General features: G+C 29.5%; 18 protein-coding genes and 1 other RNA gene. 18 read left to right on the top strand and 1 reads right to left on the bottom strand.

Annotation, left to right across the window (positions count from 1 at the left end):
• Positions 1-3 precede the first annotated feature (3 nt).
• From K5V21_RS11685 to ppdK, 9 genes are all read left to right on the top strand, one after another.
• Positions 4-2070, top strand: a complete 2067-nt coding sequence (locus K5V21_RS11685; RefSeq protein WP_204593776.1) for an HD family phosphohydrolase — start codon at positions 4-6, stop codon at positions 2068-2070.
• A 65-nt stretch (positions 2071-2135) separates the two neighbouring features.
• Complete coding sequence (ybeY, locus tag K5V21_RS11680; protein ID WP_221861399.1) at positions 2136-2636, top strand: rRNA maturation RNase YbeY; 501 nt, start codon at positions 2136-2138, stop codon at positions 2634-2636.
• 19 nt (positions 2637-2655) lie between these two features.
• Positions 2656-3357 (top strand): diacylglycerol kinase, encoded by a 702-nt coding sequence (locus K5V21_RS11675; protein ID WP_204593778.1) that lies wholly within the window; start codon positions 2656-2658, stop codon positions 3355-3357.
• Positions 3358-3456: 99 nt separating this feature from the next.
• Complete coding sequence (locus tag K5V21_RS11670; RefSeq protein ID WP_204593779.1) at positions 3457-3855, top strand: cytidine deaminase; 399 nt, start codon at positions 3457-3459, stop codon at positions 3853-3855.
• Between the two features lie 11 nt (positions 3856-3866).
• Positions 3867-4757 carry a GTPase Era gene (era, locus tag K5V21_RS11665; RefSeq protein ID WP_204593780.1) on the top strand — a complete coding sequence of 297 codons (891 nt, stop codon included), beginning with the start codon at positions 3867-3869 and terminating at the stop codon, positions 4755-4757.
• Between the two features lie 11 nt (positions 4758-4768).
• A complete protein-coding gene (recO, locus tag K5V21_RS11660) occupies positions 4769-5518 on the top strand; it encodes a DNA repair protein RecO (protein WP_221861398.1) in 750 nt (249 codons plus the stop codon).
• Positions 5519-5524: 6 nt separating this feature from the next.
• Positions 5525-6163 (top strand): DUF4342 domain-containing protein, encoded by a 639-nt coding sequence (locus K5V21_RS11655; protein WP_221861397.1) that lies wholly within the window; start codon positions 5525-5527, stop codon positions 6161-6163.
• Positions 6164-6353: 190 nt separating this feature from the next.
• Positions 6354-6986, top strand: coding sequence for a helix-turn-helix transcriptional regulator (locus K5V21_RS11650; protein ID WP_204593783.1), 633 nt, complete (start codon positions 6354-6356; stop codon positions 6984-6986).
• Positions 6987-7071: 85 nt separating this feature from the next.
• On the top strand, positions 7072-9699 hold the full coding sequence (gene ppdK, locus K5V21_RS11645) for a pyruvate, phosphate dikinase (protein ID WP_221861396.1): 2628 nt from the start codon (positions 7072-7074) through the stop codon (positions 9697-9699).
• 71 nt (positions 9700-9770) lie between these two features.
• On the opposite strand, the gene K5V21_RS11640 is transcribed toward ppdK, so the two are convergent.
• Complete coding sequence (locus K5V21_RS11640) at positions 9771-10835, bottom strand: CotS family spore coat protein (protein ID WP_221861395.1); 1065 nt, start codon at positions 10833-10835, stop codon at positions 9771-9773.
• A 169-nt stretch (positions 10836-11004) separates the two neighbouring features.
• Here K5V21_RS11640 and K5V21_RS11635 point away from each other — a divergent pair, with 169 nt between their 5' ends.
• The 9 genes from K5V21_RS11635 to K5V21_RS11595 all read left to right on the top strand — a co-directional run bounded on the left by K5V21_RS11635 (position 11005) and on the right by K5V21_RS11595 (position 19830).
• Positions 11005-12036, top strand: coding sequence for a deoxyguanosinetriphosphate triphosphohydrolase (locus K5V21_RS11635; protein ID WP_221861394.1), 1032 nt, complete (start codon positions 11005-11007; stop codon positions 12034-12036).
• A gap of 204 nt (positions 12037-12240) precedes the next feature.
• The gene (gene dnaG, locus K5V21_RS11630) at positions 12241-14013 is read left to right on the top strand and encodes a DNA primase (protein ID WP_221861393.1); all 1773 of its coding nucleotides are present in this window, start codon (positions 12241-12243) and stop codon (positions 14011-14013) included.
• Between the two features lie 7 nt (positions 14014-14020).
• Positions 14021-15145 carry an RNA polymerase sigma factor RpoD gene (gene rpoD, locus K5V21_RS11625; protein WP_204593834.1) on the top strand — a complete coding sequence of 375 codons (1125 nt, stop codon included), beginning with the start codon at positions 14021-14023 and terminating at the stop codon, positions 15143-15145.
• Positions 15146-15265: 120 nt separating this feature from the next.
• The gene (locus K5V21_RS11620) at positions 15266-15961 is read left to right on the top strand and encodes a tRNA (adenine(22)-N(1))-methyltransferase (RefSeq protein ID WP_221861392.1); all 696 of its coding nucleotides are present in this window, start codon (positions 15266-15268) and stop codon (positions 15959-15961) included.
• 17 nt (positions 15962-15978) lie between these two features.
• The gene (locus K5V21_RS11615) at positions 15979-16773 is read left to right on the top strand and encodes a Nif3-like dinuclear metal center hexameric protein (protein WP_221861391.1); all 795 of its coding nucleotides are present in this window, start codon (positions 15979-15981) and stop codon (positions 16771-16773) included.
• Positions 16774-16834: 61 nt separating this feature from the next.
• The gene (locus K5V21_RS11610; protein WP_204593789.1) at positions 16835-17038 is read left to right on the top strand and encodes a hypothetical protein; all 204 of its coding nucleotides are present in this window, start codon (positions 16835-16837) and stop codon (positions 17036-17038) included.
• Between the two features lie 52 nt (positions 17039-17090).
• Positions 17091-17435, top strand: an RNA gene (gene rnpB, locus K5V21_RS11605) — RNase P RNA component class A.
• Positions 17436-17872: 437 nt separating this feature from the next.
• Positions 17873-18799, top strand: a complete 927-nt coding sequence (locus K5V21_RS19380; RefSeq protein ID WP_245000707.1) for an N-acetylmuramoyl-L-alanine amidase — start codon at positions 17873-17875, stop codon at positions 18797-18799.
• 260 nt (positions 18800-19059) lie between these two features.
• The gene (locus K5V21_RS11595) at positions 19060-19830 is read left to right on the top strand and encodes a formate/nitrite transporter family protein (RefSeq protein WP_221861390.1); all 771 of its coding nucleotides are present in this window, start codon (positions 19060-19062) and stop codon (positions 19828-19830) included.
• Positions 19831-19992 lie beyond the last annotated feature (162 nt).

Raw genomic sequence — 19992 nt, 5'->3', positions numbered from 1 at the left:
AACTTGATAAGAAGAAATAAAATTGAAATTAAACCTAAAGAGAAATATGTAAGATTTTTAATAAATACAATTACGATTGTTATAACATATATATTACTTATAACTGCAATTGCACCTAAACAATATGATTTAAAAGAGGGAGACATTGCAAGGGTAGATATAAAAGCACCTAGAGATACGGTGAATGAATTAGCTACTCAAGAGAGAATTAAAGAAGCCACGGAGAAGATTGATAAACCGTATACTCTTAAAGGTGAAATTCAAAATGAGGTGGAAAAGAACATTGATGATGTTCTAAATAAAATTATAAACTTAAATACCACAGTTGATGATGAAAAAGAGAAGCTAAAAGAACTTTCAAAGCTAGGTAATAGTAATTTATCTGAAAGTGATTATAAAGTATTACTTGCTTTGTCACAAGAAACTCTAAATGATATAAAGTTTGAAGTTAACGGAATCATAAAAGAAGTGTATGAAGAGAATATTCAAGATGGTAACGAACAAAGTATAAAAAAGGCAACTGATTTAACAGAAAGAAGAATTAATGAAATGAATGCTTCAGTTAATGTAAAGAAAGTTCTTAAAAAGTTAATTTTGCCTGAATTAAAACCGAATTTCTTCTACGATAAAGAAAAAACAGATGAACTTATAAAAGAAGTACAAAAAAATGTACCTAAAGTAATTATAAAAAAGAATCAAACTATAGTAAGTGAAGGGGAACCTGTTACAGCAGAGCAGATAGCTGTTCTTGAAGATTTAGGACTTCTAGACCAAAGTGGAGGTACTTCTTTCTTAATCCTTTATGCTGTGCTTGCTCTATTTACAATAGTAGTTTTCTTTACACAATATGTATATATATCAAAAAATCATAAAGAAGTTTATAAAAACACTAAGCTTATTATACTTATGAATATAATAAATATATTTAGTTTTATTTTAGCAAGAGTAATAGGTGGATTATCACCTTTTGCAATTCCTCTTGCTTGTGCACCTATACTTATATCATTATTAGTTGATTATAAATTATCCCTTGTTGTATGTAGTATAAATGTAATTATAATAGGAGCTCTAGTCAATTTTAATCCTCAAATTATAATGCTTGGAATTCTAAATGCTATATTAGGTTCTACTGGACTTAGAAAAATGCAACAAAGAAATGATATATTTTATTCATCAATATCTCTGATGATAATGAGTGCGCTACTTACATTTACAACTGGTGTATTACTTTCAAATAATTTTAAAGAAATATTAATGTTTAGTGGGCTTGCAGCTGTAGGAGTTGTATTCTCGGCTGTTTTAGCTATTGGGGTGTTACCATTTTTAGAATCAAGCTTTGATGTTGTTACAACATTAAAATTACTTGAATTATCAAATCCTAATAATCCATTACTAAAAAAATTATTAATGGAAGCACCAGGGACATATCACCATAGTATGTTAGTTGCAAATCTTGCAGAAATGGCAGCAGAAGAAATTAATGCAAATCCTGTAATAGCAAGAGTAGGAGCATATTTCCATGATGTAGGTAAGACTAAGAGGCCATTTTTCTTTGGTGAAAATCAAATAGGAAAAGAAAATCCTCATAATAAAATAAATCCTAATTTAAGTACACTAATAATAATATCTCATGTTAAAGATGGGGTAGAACTTGCGAAAGAATATAATTTACCTGATGTAATTAAAGATATAATAGAACAACATCATGGTACAACACTTGTTAAATATTTTTACTATACTATGAAAAATAATGCGGAAAATCCTGAAGATGTAAAAGAAGAGGACTTTAGATATCCAGGACCAATTCCAAGCAGTAAAGAGGCTGGAATAATAATGCTATCAGATAGTGTAGAAGCCGCAGTTAGATCTATTTCTGAGCCGACTAAAGGCAAAATAGAAGAAATGGTTAATAATATTATTAAGGATAAGCTTTACTCAGGACAGTTAGACAATTGTGATTTAACACTAAAAGATTTAGAGAAGATACGTAAGTGTTTTCTTAAGGCTCTATATGGTATTTATCATCAAAGAATAGAGTATCCAACAGAGAAGAAGATTAAAAATAGTTAATTTTTATGGGGAGAGCGATACTCCCCATAATTTAATTTATAATTAAATTAATAAGGAGAATTTATATGATTTATGTAGATAACAGACAGGATAAAATAGAAGTAACAGATGAATTTATTAAAAAACTTGAAAGTGTTATAGAGTTTGCTTTAAAAGAAGAAGAAGTCTATATTGATTGTGAAATATCTATGCTTTTTGTAGATAATGAAGAAATAAGAGGTATAAACAATGAGACGAGAGGAATAGATAGAGCAACAGATGTGCTTTCATTTCCAATGTTAGATTATGATAATAAAAAAGTTTTTAAAGAAATGTATAAAGGTAATAACTTTGATGCAACATTTATGGATGGCGAAGAGTTAGTTTTGGGTGATATAGTGTTATCATTAGAAAGAACATTAGAACAAAGTAAAGAGTACAATCACTCCTTCGAAAGAGAAGCTTGTTATTTAGTAGTACATTCGGTATTACATCTTCTAGGATATGACCATATGGAGGATGAAGACAAAAAAATAATGAGAAGAAGAGAAGAAGAAATACTTGGGAAATTAGATATTACAAGATAAAAAATAAGGGTGACTTTTTATGAGATTAAAAAAGATTGTTGATAGCTTTAATAATGCTATAGATGGAATAATTTATACTGTTAGGACTCAAAGAAACATGAAGATACATATGGTGTTAACTTTGCTAGTGTTAATAGCATGTCTTTGTTTTGATGTTTCAAAAAGTGAATTTTTAATACTTGCTGTAACTATAACTATGGTAATTGGAGCAGAACTTTTAAATACTGCAATAGAGGCAGTGGTTGACATGAATATTAAACATTATCATCCCCTTGCTAAAATTTCTAAAAATGTAGCGGCGGGAGCAGTGCTTTTAACGGCTATAAATGCAGTCGTAGTTGGGTATATTATATTTTGGGATAAATTATCTAATTTATCTCTTATATTACTTCATAAAATAAAAGGATCTGAGCCATATACTATATTTATTGTACTAGTTATTGTTTGTATAGTAACAATAATAGTAAAGGCAATATTCGGAGAAGGTACACCACTAAAGGGAGGAATGCCAAGTGGACATAGTGCGCTAGCTTTTTCATTAGCTACGGCTATATCCTTAATAACAGAAGAGCCTATATGTATTATACTTAGTTTTATTATGGCGATAATAACAGCACAGAGTAGAGTAGACTCTGAAGTTCATTCAACTTTTGAGGTTATTGTAGGTGCTCTATTTGGTATTTTAATAACATTACTTATATTTACCATTTTTAAATTATAAACCTTTAGACATAAAACTTTTTTTAATTAAGTATTAGTGATATAATAAATAGCACATAATAAGATATAGTTTATACAATTTAGAAATGAGGGATGTTATATGGCAAACATAAAATTAATAAAAGAGGCAATTTCAGCAAGAGAAAAAGCATACTGTCCATATTCAAATTTTAAGGTAGGAGCAGCAGCACTTTTTGAAGATGGAAATATATATACTGGATGTAATATTGAGAATGCATCATATGGAGCGACAAATTGTGCAGAACGTACTGCTATATTTAATGGGGTATCAAAGGGTAATAAAGTATTAAAAGAGCTTGCACTTATTGGTGATGTTAATAATTACACATATCCATGTGGTATATGTAGACAGGTGATTACAGAATTTGCAGAAAGCAAAGATATGAAAATTTACATTATAAAAAATGAAAATGATTATATAGAAAAAACTTTAGATGAAATATTGCCAGGATCTTTTACAAAGAAGGATCTAGAGTAACAGGAGGAAGAATGTTTAAATCAGGATTTATATCAATAGTAGGGAGACCAAATGTAGGTAAATCTACTTTAATGAACTATATAATGGGAGAGAAACTTTCAATAGTTTCAAATAAACCACAAACAACAAGAAATAATATTCAAACAATATTAACTACAGATGACTATCAAATGGTATTCGTAGATACACCAGGTATTCACAAGCCTAAGCACAAGCTAGGAGAATATATGGTTAATTCAGCTAAGGATTCAACAAAGGATGTTGATTTAATTCTTTTCTTAACTAATCCAGGTGAAGAAATAGGAAGAGGAGATAAGTTTATTTTAGAGTCATTAAAAAGTAAAAATGCTCCAGTTTTCTTAGTTTTAAATAAAATTGATGAATTTACTCAAGATGTAGTTGCAAAATCTTTAGCAGACTTTGCAAAAGAGTTTGATTTTAAAGAGATAGTACCAATATCAGCTATAAAGGGTAAAAATGTAGATAAATTATTAGAATTAATGGTTGCAGAATTACCAGAAGGACCTAAATACTATCCAGAAGATATGATTACTGATGTACAAGAAAGGTTTGTAGTATCAGAGATAGTTAGAGAAAAAGCACTTAGAACATTAAGAGATGAAGTTCCACATGGTATTGCTGTAGATGTAATACAAATGAAGCAAAAAGAAAATGGAACTTATCATATAGAAGTAGATTTAATTTGCGAAAAAGACTCTCATAAAGGAATAATAATAGGAAAAAATGGGCAATGTCTAAAGAAGATTGGAGAAACTTCAAGATATGAATTAGAAAGATTCTTAAGAAGTAAGGTTAATATAAAAATATGGGTAAAAGTAAGAAAAGAATGGAGAGATAACCAAACATTACTTAAGGAATTAGGATATAAGAAGCTTAAGTAAGGTTTTGGGGGTTGATTAAATTGTCCTTATTAAAAACGCAGGGTGTAATAATTAAAGCTCAGGATTATAAGGAAAATGATAAATTAGTCTGGTTATATACTGAAAAACTTGGGAAAATCACAGCTATAGCAAGAGGCGCAAAAAGAAATAAGAGTAAATTGTTTGCAATAACTCTTCCTCTTTGCTATGGAGACTATATGATTTTTAAAGGAAAAAATTTATCCAATTTACAAGAAGGAAAAATTATTAATTCATTTCAAGGTCTTATGGGGAATTTAGATAAACTTACATATTCATCCTATCTTTGTGAACTTATTGATATATGTCTTATGGATGGAGAAAGTAATAGATGGTTATATAAAGAATTTATAACAACTCTATATCTTTTAGATACTGATGCTATAGATTATGAACTTCTCATAAGGGCCTTTGAATTAAAACTTCTTAAAGCCACAGGATATGGTCTTCTTTTAGATCAATGTGTAAGCTGTAGAAGGAAACTTGGTGTCTCAAACTACATAAGTTTATCAAATTTTGGTGGGATTTGTGAAGAATGTAATAGAACTCATGGACTTCATGTATCAAAAGGAGCATATAATGCACTTAAATTTTTAACAAATATGAGTTCGGATAAAATATTTAGACTTAATTTATCAAAAGATATAAAAAAGGAAGTAGAAAGGGTAACGACATTTATAATTTCATCAAATTATGCGAAAAAGCCTAAAAGCTTAGAAATGTTGAATTACTTAAAGGAGTGATAATTTATGAAAGAGATTACTTTAGAAAAAGTGGATCAAATAAGAGAAAGAACTGGAGTTAGTTATGAAGTTGCAAAGGAAGCTTTAGAATCTAATAACGGTGATGTACTAGAAGCATTAATATATATAGAAAATAATGTAGTTGTTCCATTTGCTGAAGAAGAAAGTTCAAAATATGATTATACTAAAGCAGATTCATCAAATGATGGATCAAAAAGAGGAGAAACTATAGATGAACTTAAATCATGGTTAAAAGATACAATAGAAAAGGGTAATGTAAGTAGAATAAAAGTTAAAAAGGATGATACTATTTTAGTTGATGTTCCTGTTAATGCTGGAATTGCAGCAACTGTTATAGCGATTATAATTCCACCAATTTTAGCCTTTGGAGTAATAGCAGCAGTTGCTACAAAATTAACTATAGAAATAACAAGATGTGATGGATCTGTTGAAGTAGTAAATAAATACGTTGAAAAAGCTGCTGTAGAGGTTAAAGGTAAGGCATTTGAAATTGCAGATATAGTTAAAGGTAAATTTAATAATACAAAAAGTGATTTTAAAAATATAAAAGCAAATAGAAAAAACAGTCATACAGATGATGAAACTGTATATACATATACAGTGAATTTCGAAGATAAGGAATAAATGGAAGAAATTTGAAGAAAAACACCTGTATGATAAAGATAAAATGAACAAATAGGGAATATTCAGAATATTTGGTGAAATTTTGATGAAATGTTATATAGTAAAACAAAAATTACATGGTATAATTAGTATATAATTTGAAAATATAACAAATTTGAATATTCCTTATTTTTAGAAAGAGGGATTCGTTTTGAAATTGTCAGATAGACAAGAAGAAATAATTAGGCTAGTTAGAGAAGGTCAACCTATAACTAGTGAATGTTTGGCTGAAAAGTTAGGTGTAACTAGAGCTGCACTTAGAGCAGATTTAGCAATTTTAACAATGATAGGAACATTAGATGCGAGACCGAAGGTTGGTTATGTATACTCAAATAAACCAAAAAGTAGTTTAGTTCATGAGTATATAAGTGAGATTAAAGTTGGAGACATAATGTCAAAGCCATCAATAGTTAATGAATCAACGATGGTATATGATGCAATCGTATACTTGTTTTTAAATGATGTGGGTACTTTATTCGTTGAGAATTCAGGCTTTTTAACAGGTGCAGTATCAAGAAAAGATTTTCTTAAAATTGCTATAGGTGGTACAGATATTCATAAAGTTCCAGTTGGAGTTATAATGACTAGAATGCCAAATATAGTATGTGGAACAGTAGATGATCCTGCATATGACATTGCAACAAAAATAATAGAACATGAAATTGATAGTATTCCAATAGTAGAAAAAATTGTGGTAGATGACAGGGAACAATACAAAATAGTGGGTAAAGTATCAAAGACTAACGTTACAAAATTATTTGTTAAACTTGGACAAAACAAATAAATAAATTTTATTGGGTTAACTACGGAGCAAATTATAGGCTTCCGCTAGTATAGATAACATTAGTATTGAACGGAGGAGTATTGAGATGGAGAAAAAGTACGTTTACCTTTTTAAAGAGGGAAATGCATCAATGAAAAACCTTTTAGGGGGTAAAGGAGCTAACTTAGCAGAAATGTCTATTTTAGGTGTTCCAGTTCCGCAAGGATTTACTGTTACAACAGAAGCTTGTAATAAGTATTATGAGGATGGAAAGGTTATAACACCTTCTATAATTCAAGAAATTGAAGATTCTATGAAAGAACTTGAAAAAATAACAGGAAAAGAGTTTGGAAGTACAGAAAATCCATTGCTTGTATCCGTAAGATCAGGAGCTAGAGTTTCAATGCCTGGTATGATGGATACAATTTTAAACCTAGGATTAAATGATGTAGCTGTTGAAGCTATGGCAAGTCTTACTAATAATCCAAGATTCGCTTATGATTCTTATAGAAGATTTATTCAAATGTTCTCAGATGTTGTTATGGGTATAGAAAAGAGATTATTTGAAAATAAAATTGATGAGATGAAAGAAGCAAAAGGCGTTACTGTCGATACAGATTTAGATGCTGATGATTTAAAAGAGCTTGTTGGTCAATACAAAGAAATTTATAGAAAAGAAAAGGGAGAGGAATTTCCACAAGATCCAAAAGAACAGTTAATTGAATCAATTACTGCTGTATTTAGATCATGGAATAATCCAAGAGCTATTGTTTATAGAAGATTAAATGATATTCCGGGTGAATGGGGAACAGCTGTAAATGTTCAAGAAATGGTATTTGGTAATAAGGGAGAAACTTCAGGAACAGGAGTAGTATTCTCAAGAAATCCTGCAAATGGAGATAAAGAAATATATGGTGAATACTTAATGAATGCACAAGGTGAAGACGTTGTTGCAGGAATAAGAACACCACTTCCTATAAAAAAATTAGAAGAGCAAAATCCAAAGATATATCAAGAATTTATTGATATTGTTAATACGTTAGAAAATCACTATAAAGATATGCAAGATATGGAGATTACAATAGAAGAAGGTAAATTATATTTCCTTCAAACTAGAAATGGGAAGAGAACAGCTCAAGCTGCACTTAAGATAGCTGTTGATTTAGTTGAAGAAGGAATGCTTAATAAGGAAGAAGCTATACTTAAAGTTGAGCCTAAGCAATTAGATACATTACTTCATCCAGCTTTCTATGATGAAGATTTAAAGTCTGCAAATCCAATTGCAAAAGGTCTACCAGCTTCACCAGGTGCTGCATGTGGTAAAATTGCATTTACAGCTGAAGAAGCTAAGGAAAGAGCTGCAGAAGGTGAACAAGTTGTATTAGTAAGACTTGAAACTTCACCAGAAGATATAGAAGGTATGATAGCAGCTCAAGGTATATTAACCGTAAGAGGAGGTATGACTTCTCATGCAGCAGTTGTTGCTAGAGGAATGGGTACTTGCTGTGTTGCTGGATGTGGAGAGCTTAAAGTAAATGAAGATGCTAGAATGTTAGAAGTTAATGGTAATGTTTATACAAGCAATGACTTTATTTCAATAGATGGAACAACAGGAAATATATATGGAGAAAAGATTAAAACTGTTACTCCTGAAATAACTGGACATTTTGCAACGTTTATGGAATGGGTAGATGGAATAAGAAAGTTAAAGGTTAGAACTAATGCTGATACTCCAAGAGATGCTAAACAGGCAGTTGAATTTGGAGCTGAAGGTATAGGTCTTTGTAGAACCGAGCATATGTTCTTTGCAGAAGATAGAATATTAGCTGTTAGAGAAATGATAATAGCAAAGACTGAAGAAGAGAGAAGAAAAGCTCTTAATAAAATTCTTCCAATGCAAAAAGCTGACTTTATAGGTATATATGAAGCACTTAAAGGAATGCCAGCTACAATAAGACTTTTAGACCCACCACTACATGAGTTCTTACCTCACACAGAGGAAGACAAGATAGCACTTGCTAAAGAACTTGATGTAGATGTTGAAGATATTAAATTAGCAGTTGATAGCAAACATGAATTTAATCCAATGATGGGACATAGAGGATGCCGTCTTGCTGTAACTTATCCAGAAATTGCAGAGATGCAAACAAGAGCAATAATAGAAGCTGCAATAGCTGTTAACATTGAAAGAGGATATAATGTAGTTCCGGAAATAATGATTCCTCTTGTTGGAGAAATTAAAGAATTAAAATATGTTAAAGATGTTATTGTAGAAACTGCAGAAAAAGTAATGGCTGAAAAAGGAACTAAGATTGAATATAAAGTAGGTACAATGATAGAAATTCCAAGAGCTGCACTTACTGCAGATGAAATTGCAAAAGAAGCTGAGTTCTTCTCATTTGGTACAAATGATTTAACTCAAATGACTTTTGGTTTCTCAAGAGATGATGCTGCTAAATTCTTATCATCTTACTATGAAAGAGGAATCTATGAGCAAGATCCATTTGCTAAGCTAGACCAAAATGGAGTAGGTCAATTAGTAAAGATGGCTGCAGAAAAAGGTAGATCTACAAGAGAAGATATTAAGCTTGGTATATGCGGAGAACATGGTGGAGATCCATCATCAGTTGAATTCTGTCATAATATAGGATTAAACTATGTTTCATGTTCACCATTTAGAGTGCCTCTTGCAAGACTTGCAGCAGCTCAAGCACAAGTTAAAAATAAAAGATAACTAATATAAAAAACAGTCTAGATATTCTAGACTGTTTTTTATTATAAATAAAAGTTATTTATATATAATGTTTATAATTTAAATCCATATTCAAGTTCTACTCTTGCTGAAATTTCTTTGATAAATTTAAGCTGAAAGTAAGTTTTTTCGTTTGATTTTTTTAAGAGAGTTACAAATGCTTGCTTATTACATTTTTTTATATTTTTATAATAGTCTCTTGATATTTTCCAAAATTTTTGTGGAAAACATGCATATGCTAAAATATATCGTATATCAGAAGGTGTAAGAGGTGCTATAGCATTATATTCCCTTAGAATAGAAAGTGTAAGTTCTACATCAAATCTAGTATGATCTCTTCGTAGCAACCTTCTTAAAAAATATCCTAAATCTCTAGCAGAATAATCAAGCTTACATTTGTCTAAATCAATAACCCATATGCGAGTACTTTTATCAAAAATTATATTTTTATTTACATAATCTCCATGACATAAAGATCTTGAAAGCTCATTATTATCTATATGAGAAGATAGGTATAATGACCATTTAGCAAGCTCTAAATTATCATCAAATTTTTCTAGAAACTCAATAGAATAATCATCTAATAATTTGTAGGCTGTATTATAAGATATCAATATTTGGTTGAAATGCTTTAAAGTTGATATGTAATAGTCAGAAAATCCTATTCTTTTTTCACTTCCTTCAATGGGAGTAAACTTTCTTGAGCATGAATGGATAGCAGCTAATTGCTTTGCAGAGATTATAACATGGTCTAGATTATCAAAGTCACATTTCATTCCATCTATCCATATTGTAAGGATAAAATACATGTTATTAAATTTAACAAATTTATTTCCATATGATGTATTTAAAAGTTTTGGCGTTTTTATTCCATTTTGCCAAAGCCACTCCAATGATGAATATACAAATAATAGGTTAGCTTCGTCAAAGTAAACCTTTTTTAGACAGTAACATTTTCCTTTATAGCATACTTTATATACAGCTCTTTGTTTATCTGTATCTTTGAATTTTACAATATTAACTTTAGCATTCTCTAGGCCGTAATGAGTTAATATATTTTTTTTTATATTTTCTTCAGAAAAAATATCTATAATTTGGTGTTCTTTTTTTCTATCCATAAATACTCCCCTCAAATAATTGCTTATTATTATACTATTAGTAATAAGTATGAAATAGAATAATATAATTTTAAATAATAAATTTTAAATTTTTGCAAATAATAAATTGAAGTAATAATTAGAGGATTTTAGAGATAATTATAGAATAGTTGATATGAGGTGAAAATATATGGTTATAAGAGAGAAAATTGAGAAGTTTGAAAGGTTGACATTAAGACAAGAATCGCAATTCTCATTCGAAAGTAGAGGACGAGAAAGAAAAGAAGATGATGATTCAGTTAGAACGTGTTATATGGTTGATAGAGATAGAATAGTACATTCAAAGGCCTTTAGAAGATTAAAGGATAAGACACAAGTTTATATTAGAACAAACGGGGATCATTATAGAAATAGATTAACTCATACATTAGAAGTATCTCAAATTGCAAGAACAATAGGAATAGGAATAGGACTTAATGAATATCTAATAGAAGCAATATCATTAGGTCACGATTTGGGGCATGTTGCATTTGCACATAATGGAGAAGAAGTTTTAAATAAGTTCCTTAAAGAAGGGTTTAGGCATAATGAACAAAGTGTAAGAGTTGTTAAAAGGCTTGAAAAGGATGGTAAGGGATTAAATTTAACAGAGGAAGTCATTGATGGAATTTTAAAGCATAGTGGACTTTCTAAGAATGAAAATTATGATGCAATTACGTTAGAGGGAAGAGTTGTAAAGTATTCAGATAAAATAGCGTATATAAATCATGATATTGATGACTCTATAAGGGCAAATTTATTAAACGAAGAAGATTTACCAAAAGAAGTAATAAAGGTACTTGGAAAAACTCATTCAGAAAGAATAGAGACGTTAGTTACAGATTTTATAATTGAATCAAATAAAAACTTAGATGAAGGAGTATTTAAAGTAGGTCTTAGTAAAGAGAAGGATGAAGCTATGAGAGAACTTAGAGGTTTTATGTTCAAAAATATTTATCTAGGAGAAATTTTAAAGGTAGAGAGAGATAAAGCAAAATTTATTTTGGAGGCAATAATAGATTTTTATACAAAAAAGCCAGAAAAAATGCCAAAGCTATATAAAGATATAGTGGAAGAAGAGGGGATATATAGAGGGGTAGCAGATTATATTGCTGGTATGAGTGATGATTATTGTCTTAATAAATTTAATGAAATTTATGTTCCTAAACTAGTAATATACTAATTTAAGGAATAAAAAATACAAAATTAGGAAACATAAAATTATTGAATAAAAAGAAGGAATTTTATTCTTTAAGCAGAATAAATAATAAAGAGTGAAAAAAATATAATATTCTACAATTATATATAAATAAAAGAAGGAATACTAAAAAAAATGTCGAATACAATATAGGTTGCATAAAAAAAGCTGAGGAGGGAGAGAAGCTCCTTGCGTATTACAGAAGAAACTATTGAAAGAATTAAGCAAGAAAATGATATTGTTGATGTTATTTCAGAAACAGTAAAGTTAAAAAGATCAGGGCGTAATTACATGGGACTTTGTCCATTTCATGGAGAAAAATCGCCTTCTTTTAGCGTTTCACAGGATAAGCAGATTTATAAATGTTTTGGTTGTGGAGAAGCTGGCAATGTACTTACATTTGTAATGAAGCAAAAGAACTTAAACTTCATAGAAAGTTGCAAGCTTTTAGCTGAGCGTGCAAACATTCCTTTAAACCTTGGAAATGGAGAAGAAAGTAAGGTAGTTAAGAAGAAAGAACTTTTATATAAGATAAATGTAGAGGCTGCAAGATACTTTTTCTCAAATCTTCAAAGGGATAAAAATGCAAAAGAGTATTTTACAAATAGAGGAATGAAAGAAGTAACCATAAAGAGATTTGGTTTAGGTTATGCAAAAGATGGATGGCAAAACCTTCGTATGTACCTTAAGAAAAAAGGATTTAATGAAGCTTTAATGCTTGAAGCAGGTCTTGTAATAAAAAGTCAAAAAGGAACAATATATGATAGGTTTAGAAACAGAGTAATGTTTCCCGTATTTAATATTAAAGGAGAAGTTATAGGATTTGGTGGTAGGGTATTAGATGATTCAAAACCCAAGTATTTAAATTCTCCAGAAACATTAGTGTTCCAAAAAGGAACAAATCTTTATGGATTAAATTTTGCTATTAAAAACAAAATAGATGAAAGATATTTTATTATTGTTGAAGGATATATGGATTTAATTTCACTTCATCAATATGGAATAACAAATGTTGTTGCATCTTTAGGTACAGCACTCACAGTTAATCAAGCAAGACTGCTTAAAAGATATGCAGATAAGGTTATTATTTCCTATGATGCAGATGTTGCAGGTCAAACAGCGACCTTAAGAGGACTTGAAATTTTAAAAGAGGCTGGGTTTGATGTTAGAGTACTTCAAATTCCTCAAGGAAAAGATCCAGATGAGTTTGTAAGGAGTAATGGAAAAGAAGCCTTTCTGAAATTAGTTAATAAAGCGGATAGCTTAATAGGTTATAGACTTAGCAAAGCAAAGGAAGGAATAAACTTTAAAGATAAATCTTCACTTGTAGAGTATGGTAATAGAGTTACAGAAATATTAGCAAATTTGAATCCTGTAGAAAAGGATATTTACGTAAAAGGTATATCAGAAGACACAGGAATTAAAGAACAGTCATTATATGACTTAATTGCTATTACAAGGAATACGAAAAGTGATGATTTAATGAATAAAAAGGAAGAATATGGAACAAAATTATATGTAGAGCCTGGTTATATAAAAGCTGAAAAATCATTAATAAAATTAATGCTAGATGATGATTGTTATGAGGATATAACTTTAAATATTTCATCAGATGACTTAAATTCTAAAGCACATGCAAAAATCTTTAATTTGATTAAAGAGGCTAAAGAAAATGGATTAAATGATATTAATCTACATGTTGAGGCAGGTTGCGATGACGTAGATTCTTCTAAAGAATGGGTAAAAATAAAAGAATTCCAAGTTTTAAAAGCTCAAGATGCACAAAGGCTAGTATTAGACTACATAAAGCAAATAAAAGATTTTAAACTTAGAAAAAAAGCAGAAGAGCTTAAAGTAAAATTAAAAAGGTTAGAAAAAGAAGGATTAATAGAGGAATCAATAAAAATTGCGTTAGAGCTAAATAAAATAAATGATGCACTAAAAAGGGGAGAGAGGGTTTAATTTGGTCATGACGGAAGGAGGTCACAAAATTATGGCAGGAAAAACAAAGGTAAAAGGTAAAGAAGAAAAGAAAGATAGAAATCAAAAGATGACCGTAGTTAAAAGTCTTATAGATAAAGGAAAGAAAAGCGGTTCATTAACTTATAAAGAAATTATGGATGAGATTGATAATATTGAATTAACTCCAGAACAAATAGAGAAAATCTATGAGGTTTTAGAGTCAATGGGTATTGAAGTTATAGGTGAGCCACAAGAAGCTGAGGCTGAGGAAGAGGAATTAGACTTAAGTGTACCAGAAGGTATTGCAATAGATGATCCAGTTAGAATGTACTTAAAAGAAATTGGTAAAGTTCCACTATTATCATCAGAGGAAGAAATAGAACTTGCTAAGAAGATAGAAGAAGGAAGTCAATATGCTAAAAAGAAATTAGCAGAAGCCAATCTAAGACTTGTTGTAAGTATAGCAAAAAGATATGTTGGAAGAGGTATGCTTTTCCTAGACCTTATACAAGAAGGTAATTTAGGTCTTATAAAGGCTGTAGAAAAATTTGACTACAGAAAAGGATATAAGTTCTCAACATATGCTACATGGTGGATTAGACAGGCGATTACAAGAGCTATTGCAGACCAAGCAAGAACTATAAGAATCCCTGTTCATATGGTTGAAACTATAAATAAGTTAATAAGAGTTCAAAGACAATTATTACAAGAACTTGGAAGAGATCCTTTCCCAGAAGAAATTTCAAAGGTTATGGATTTACCAGTTGAAAAAGTCAGAGAAATTCAAAAAATTGCTCAAGAACCAGTTTCACTTGAAACTCCAATTGGAGAAGAAGAGGATAGCCATTTAGGTGATTTTATTCCAGATGATGATGCATTAGCACCAGCTGAAGCAGCAGCATTTACAATGCTTAAAGAACAACTTATAAATGTTTTAGATACATTAACTCCAAGAGAAGAAAAAGTACTAAGACTAAGATTTGGATTAGATGATGGAAGAGCTAGAACTCTTGAAGAAGTTGGAAAAGAATTTAATGTTACTAGAGAAAGAATTAGACAAATAGAAGCAAAAGCTCTAAGAAAATTAAGACACCCATCAAGAAGTAAAAAGCTTAAAGATTATTTAGATTAATCTTAAAATAGCACCTTAAATGGTGCTATTTTATTTTTGATATTATATGTTATAATAAAATTTTGTAAAACAAAAGAGAAATTATATTAAAAATCATTGTTAGGAAATAGGAGACGAGTTATGGAATTAAGTAAAAGATTAAGTTTAATAGTAGATCATATTGAAGAATGTGATACTTTAGTTGATGTGGGAACAGATCATGGATATATTCCTATATATGCAGTTAAAAATGGAATATGTAAAAATGCTATTGCATCAGATATAAATAAAGATCCACTTGATAAGGCTAAATTAAACTCAATATTTGAAGGCGTTGATGAAAATATTGATACAAGATTAGGTGGAGGATTAGAAACTATAAAACTTGGAGAAGCTCAAGTTGCTATTATAGCAGGCATGGGTGGAAATTTAATAAGAGATATACTTGAAGCTGATAAAGATAAGGTAAAAGAATTAGAATTTATGGTACTTCAACCAGCACAAAATCCAGAGGTATTAAGAGAATACCTTTATACTAATGGATATGAGGTTATTGCTGAAGATTTATGTATAGATGAAGATAAGTATTATGAATTATTTAAGGTTAAAGCTAAGGTTGGAGAAGAAACAGAGTTAGATCCTATTTACTATGAAATTAGTCCAAAATTATTAAGAGATAGACATCCTTTAATGGGAGAATACATAGAAGCTAAAAAAGAAAAATACGAAAAAATATTAAGCTTTATAGAAGATGATACAGAAAGTGCTTTAAATAGAAAAAAAGAATTGGAAGAAAAGATAGCTATATTAACTAATTTAGAAAATTACTGTAATTAATTTGGAGATGAGGAATTATGGGTATAAAGGTTAAAGATATTAAGTGTGCTATGAATAAAATAGCACCAGAAGTGTTAAAAGAAGATTTTGATAATGTAGGTCTTATGGTTGGAGATGAAGAACAAGAAGTAAGTAAGGTGTTATTAGCCTTAGATTGCACAAAAAGAGTCATAGAAGAGGCTAAAGATAATGGATGTGATATGATAATAACTCATCATCCGCTTATATTTAGAAAACCTAATAAAATTGTAAAAAGCGATTTATTAGGAAGTAAAATAATAGAACTTATAAAAAATGATATTTCACTATATTCAAGTCATACTAACTTAGATTCTGTAGAGAATGGAATAAATGATACTATTGTTAAGATGTTAGGATTTACTTCATGTGAAATAATTGAAGAATCTAGAATAAATGGTTTTAATAATGCAGGTCTTGGAAGAATAGTTAGATTAGAAAAAGAAACTGATATTAAAGAAATTATATCGTTAATAAAGAAAAATCTTAATGTGAAAAACTTAAGAGTTGTAGAAGGTGTAAATACAGTTAAGACTTTAGCTATAATAAATGGAAGCGGTCAAGATTTTATAAGTGAAGCAGTAAAACTTGGTGCTGATTGTATAATAACAGGGGATACAACATATCATTTTGCATCAGATTATAAAGAATTAGGAGTAAATATAATTGATGCTGGACATTTTAATACAGAGTGGTTAGTATTTTTAGAAACTATGAAACCATTAAAAGAAAATTTTAAAGACATAGAATTTATAGATTCTAAAGTAAGTAACGATCCGTACACATTTTTTTAAAAGTAACAAAATATTAAATAACACATACATTAAGTAATAATAATATTTTATGGATGGTGTTATGGGTAGAAGAAGAAGAGGTGGAATCTTTGGCGGATTGCCAGGGTGGCAATTTATTAGAAGACTTAATTGTATAGCTTGGTTTACTCCTGCAAAAATTGCTGTATGTATAGCAATGTTTTTTACGTTGCTATTTTTAGGGGTAGGCTTTACAGGAATAATTATAATGGCTCTATTAATTATAATATTTGTACTTGTTTGTTAAATGGAAAATTTTTATTTGTATTATTTTAAATTATGTGATATCATAAATCTTGCGAGTAAGACGTGCAATCGCTGCTAGCCTTAGAGCTAGGAGAGGAAAGTCGGAGCTCCATAGGGCAGGGTGCTGGCTAACGGCCAGTCGAGGCGACTCGAAGGATAGTGCAACAGAAATATACCGCCTAAGTTTTCTTAGGTAAGGATGGAAAGGCGAGGTAAGAGCTCACCAGCATAATGGAGACATTATGGCTATGTAAACCCCACTTGGAGCAAGACCGAGAAAGAAGCATTTTGGAACGGCCCGTTCCGCTTCGTGGTGTGTCGCTTGAGTTTGCTAGCAATAGTAAACCTAGATAGATGATTGCTTAATACAGAACTCCGCTTATGGCTTGTCTCGCATGAATTGAATGTTAAGGTTGAATAAGATAGAAACAAAAGTTTCGCTTATTCAACCTTTTTTGTTTTTATATATAATTTAACAAAGTATGTTAATAAAAATAAAAAAAGATTACCTATATCAGAATTTGTTCAGAAATTATTTTAATTTAAAGAGATGATAGAAGTCAAATTTATAGATTTAATTCTTTAAATCTATAAATTATTTTTTCAATAAATACATAATCACCAGGAGAGCATACTTAACAATACAACTGCAATTTTCAAAATTTATATGTAAGAAAAATAAAAAATTTTAATATAGAAGTTTTTATAGAATAAATTAAAAATAAGAGTCATAAGTTTACAAAATTAGATTACAAAATTAGGATAAGTTGAGTATTTATATAATAGACAGATAAATAAAAAAGTTACTAAAGCTAATAAAAGGAGATGGATATAAATGAAAATAGCAGTAAGAGGGGGACATAATTTTAGTGTTCCTGGTGCAAGAGGAATAATTGATGAAACTACAGAAGATAGAAAAGTAAAGAATGCGGTTATAAAATATTTAAAACTAGGTGGTGCAGATGTTCTTGATGTTACTTCAAGTGATTCATATAACACAATAAATAGTGATTTAGCATATGGAGTTAATAAAGCTAATAACTGGGGGGCGGACTTATTCGTAAGTTGTCATTTTAATAAGGCATACGATCATTATAATGGTGCTATTGGAACAGAAGTATGGACTTACAATGAAAGTTTTCAATCTGCTATTAGGGTAGTAAATAAGATAGCAAGCTTAGGATTTAAAAATAGAGGGGTAAAGCATAGTACAGCTTTATATGAGTTAAGAGCAACTTCTATGAAATCAATGATTATTGAAACTTGTTTTGTTGAAGCTACAAGAGATGTTGAATTATATAAGGCTCTTGGAGCTGATAAGATAGGTAAGGCTATAGCAGAAGGGATACTAAACAAAACTATAAATGCAGGTTCAGGAGGTAGTGGATCCCAAGGAGGTAATACAAATCCTCCATCAAATAATACAAATGATTTATGGGAAAATAGTATTAGCGGAAATGAAGTGAAAAAATTACAAGAGGAGTTGAATAAACAATTTAATGCTGGATTAAAGGTAGATGGTTATTTTGGAGATGATACTTTAAGAGCATGTGTTATTGTAAAAAGTGGAGCTAAGGGAAATTTAACTAGATTAATTCAACAAAGATTATTAAATAGAGGGTATAGCCTATCACCTTATGGAGCAGATGGAACATTTGGGGAAAAGACTACTAATGCAATTAAGAATTTACAAAAAAATAAAGGTATATCTATAGATGGGATAGTTGGAAAAAATACTTGGAAAGCTTTATATAGTAAATAAAGAATACTGTTAATAAAAAAGATACTCACTATCGTGTGAGTATCTTTTTTATTATTGGAAGAAGATATTAAATCATAAACAAATATATATAATAGATTAACTATATAAATAATATATTACATAAAAATATATATAAAATTATATAATTTTTTAAAATAAAAAGATAATATGTTTCTAAAATGTGATAATTATCACGGAAATTGGTTAAAAATCGTTATATATTTAACAAGGGAAATACATAATCTAAGGGGAGAAAATATATGTTTAAAGATGAATTGAAAGCTGTAGCTAATGTAGGAAAAAACAAGGTAAATCTATTAAAAAATAATAAGCTAGGATATATGGTAAGTAGTATTTTAGCTGGCCTGTATATAGGTCTTGGAATTATGTTAATATTTTCAATTGGAGGAATTTTAACAAATGGAGGGTCACCTGCAGCAAAAATAGTTATGGGAGCTTCATTTGGTGTTGCACTTAGTTTAGTAATATTTGCAGGAGCAGAATTATTTACAGGAAACAATTTTGTAATGACTGTTGCTTCATTAGATGGCTCAGTTTCTTTTATAGAAACAATAAAGGTTTGGATAGCAACTTTTATAGGAAATTTAATTGGCTCAGTAATTGGTGCATGGGCATTTGTTATGGCAGGACTTGCAACTGGACCAGTAGGAGAGTTTATTGCTAAGACAAGCATTATGAAGATGACAATGGGGGCTTCAGAATTATTTATGAGGGGAGTTCTATGTAATATACTAGTATGTTTAGCTATATGGTGTTCAATTAAACTTAAGAGTGAATCAGGAAAGCTTATTATGATATTTTGGTGCTTATTTGTATTTATAACAGCTGGATTTGAACATAGTGTTGCTAATATGACACTTTTAGCTATTGGGATATTATCACCGCAAGGTATGTCAATTACAATTAGTGGGTTTATATATAATATAGGAATAGTCACTTTAGGCAATTTAGTTGGTGGAATATTATTAGCAGTTTGTTATCATATAATTTCAAAAAATAAGTTAAATTAATAAATAAAGATAATTAATTCATAATAAAACTGAAAGTTAAAATAGCTAATAGTTTTTTTGATCAGAAATAAAAGAAAAATATTATATATTATATTTATTTCTGATAATTAAAATTAGAGATAGAACTTTATAAATGATATATTGTGATAAATAATAAGTTTT

Origin of the sequence: Clostridium sardiniense, assembly GCF_019753795.1 — a bacterium.
GTDB classification, from domain to species: Bacteria; Bacillota; Clostridia; order Clostridiales; family Clostridiaceae; genus Clostridium; species Clostridium sardiniense.
This window is presented reverse-complemented; position numbering and strand designations above follow the sequence as displayed.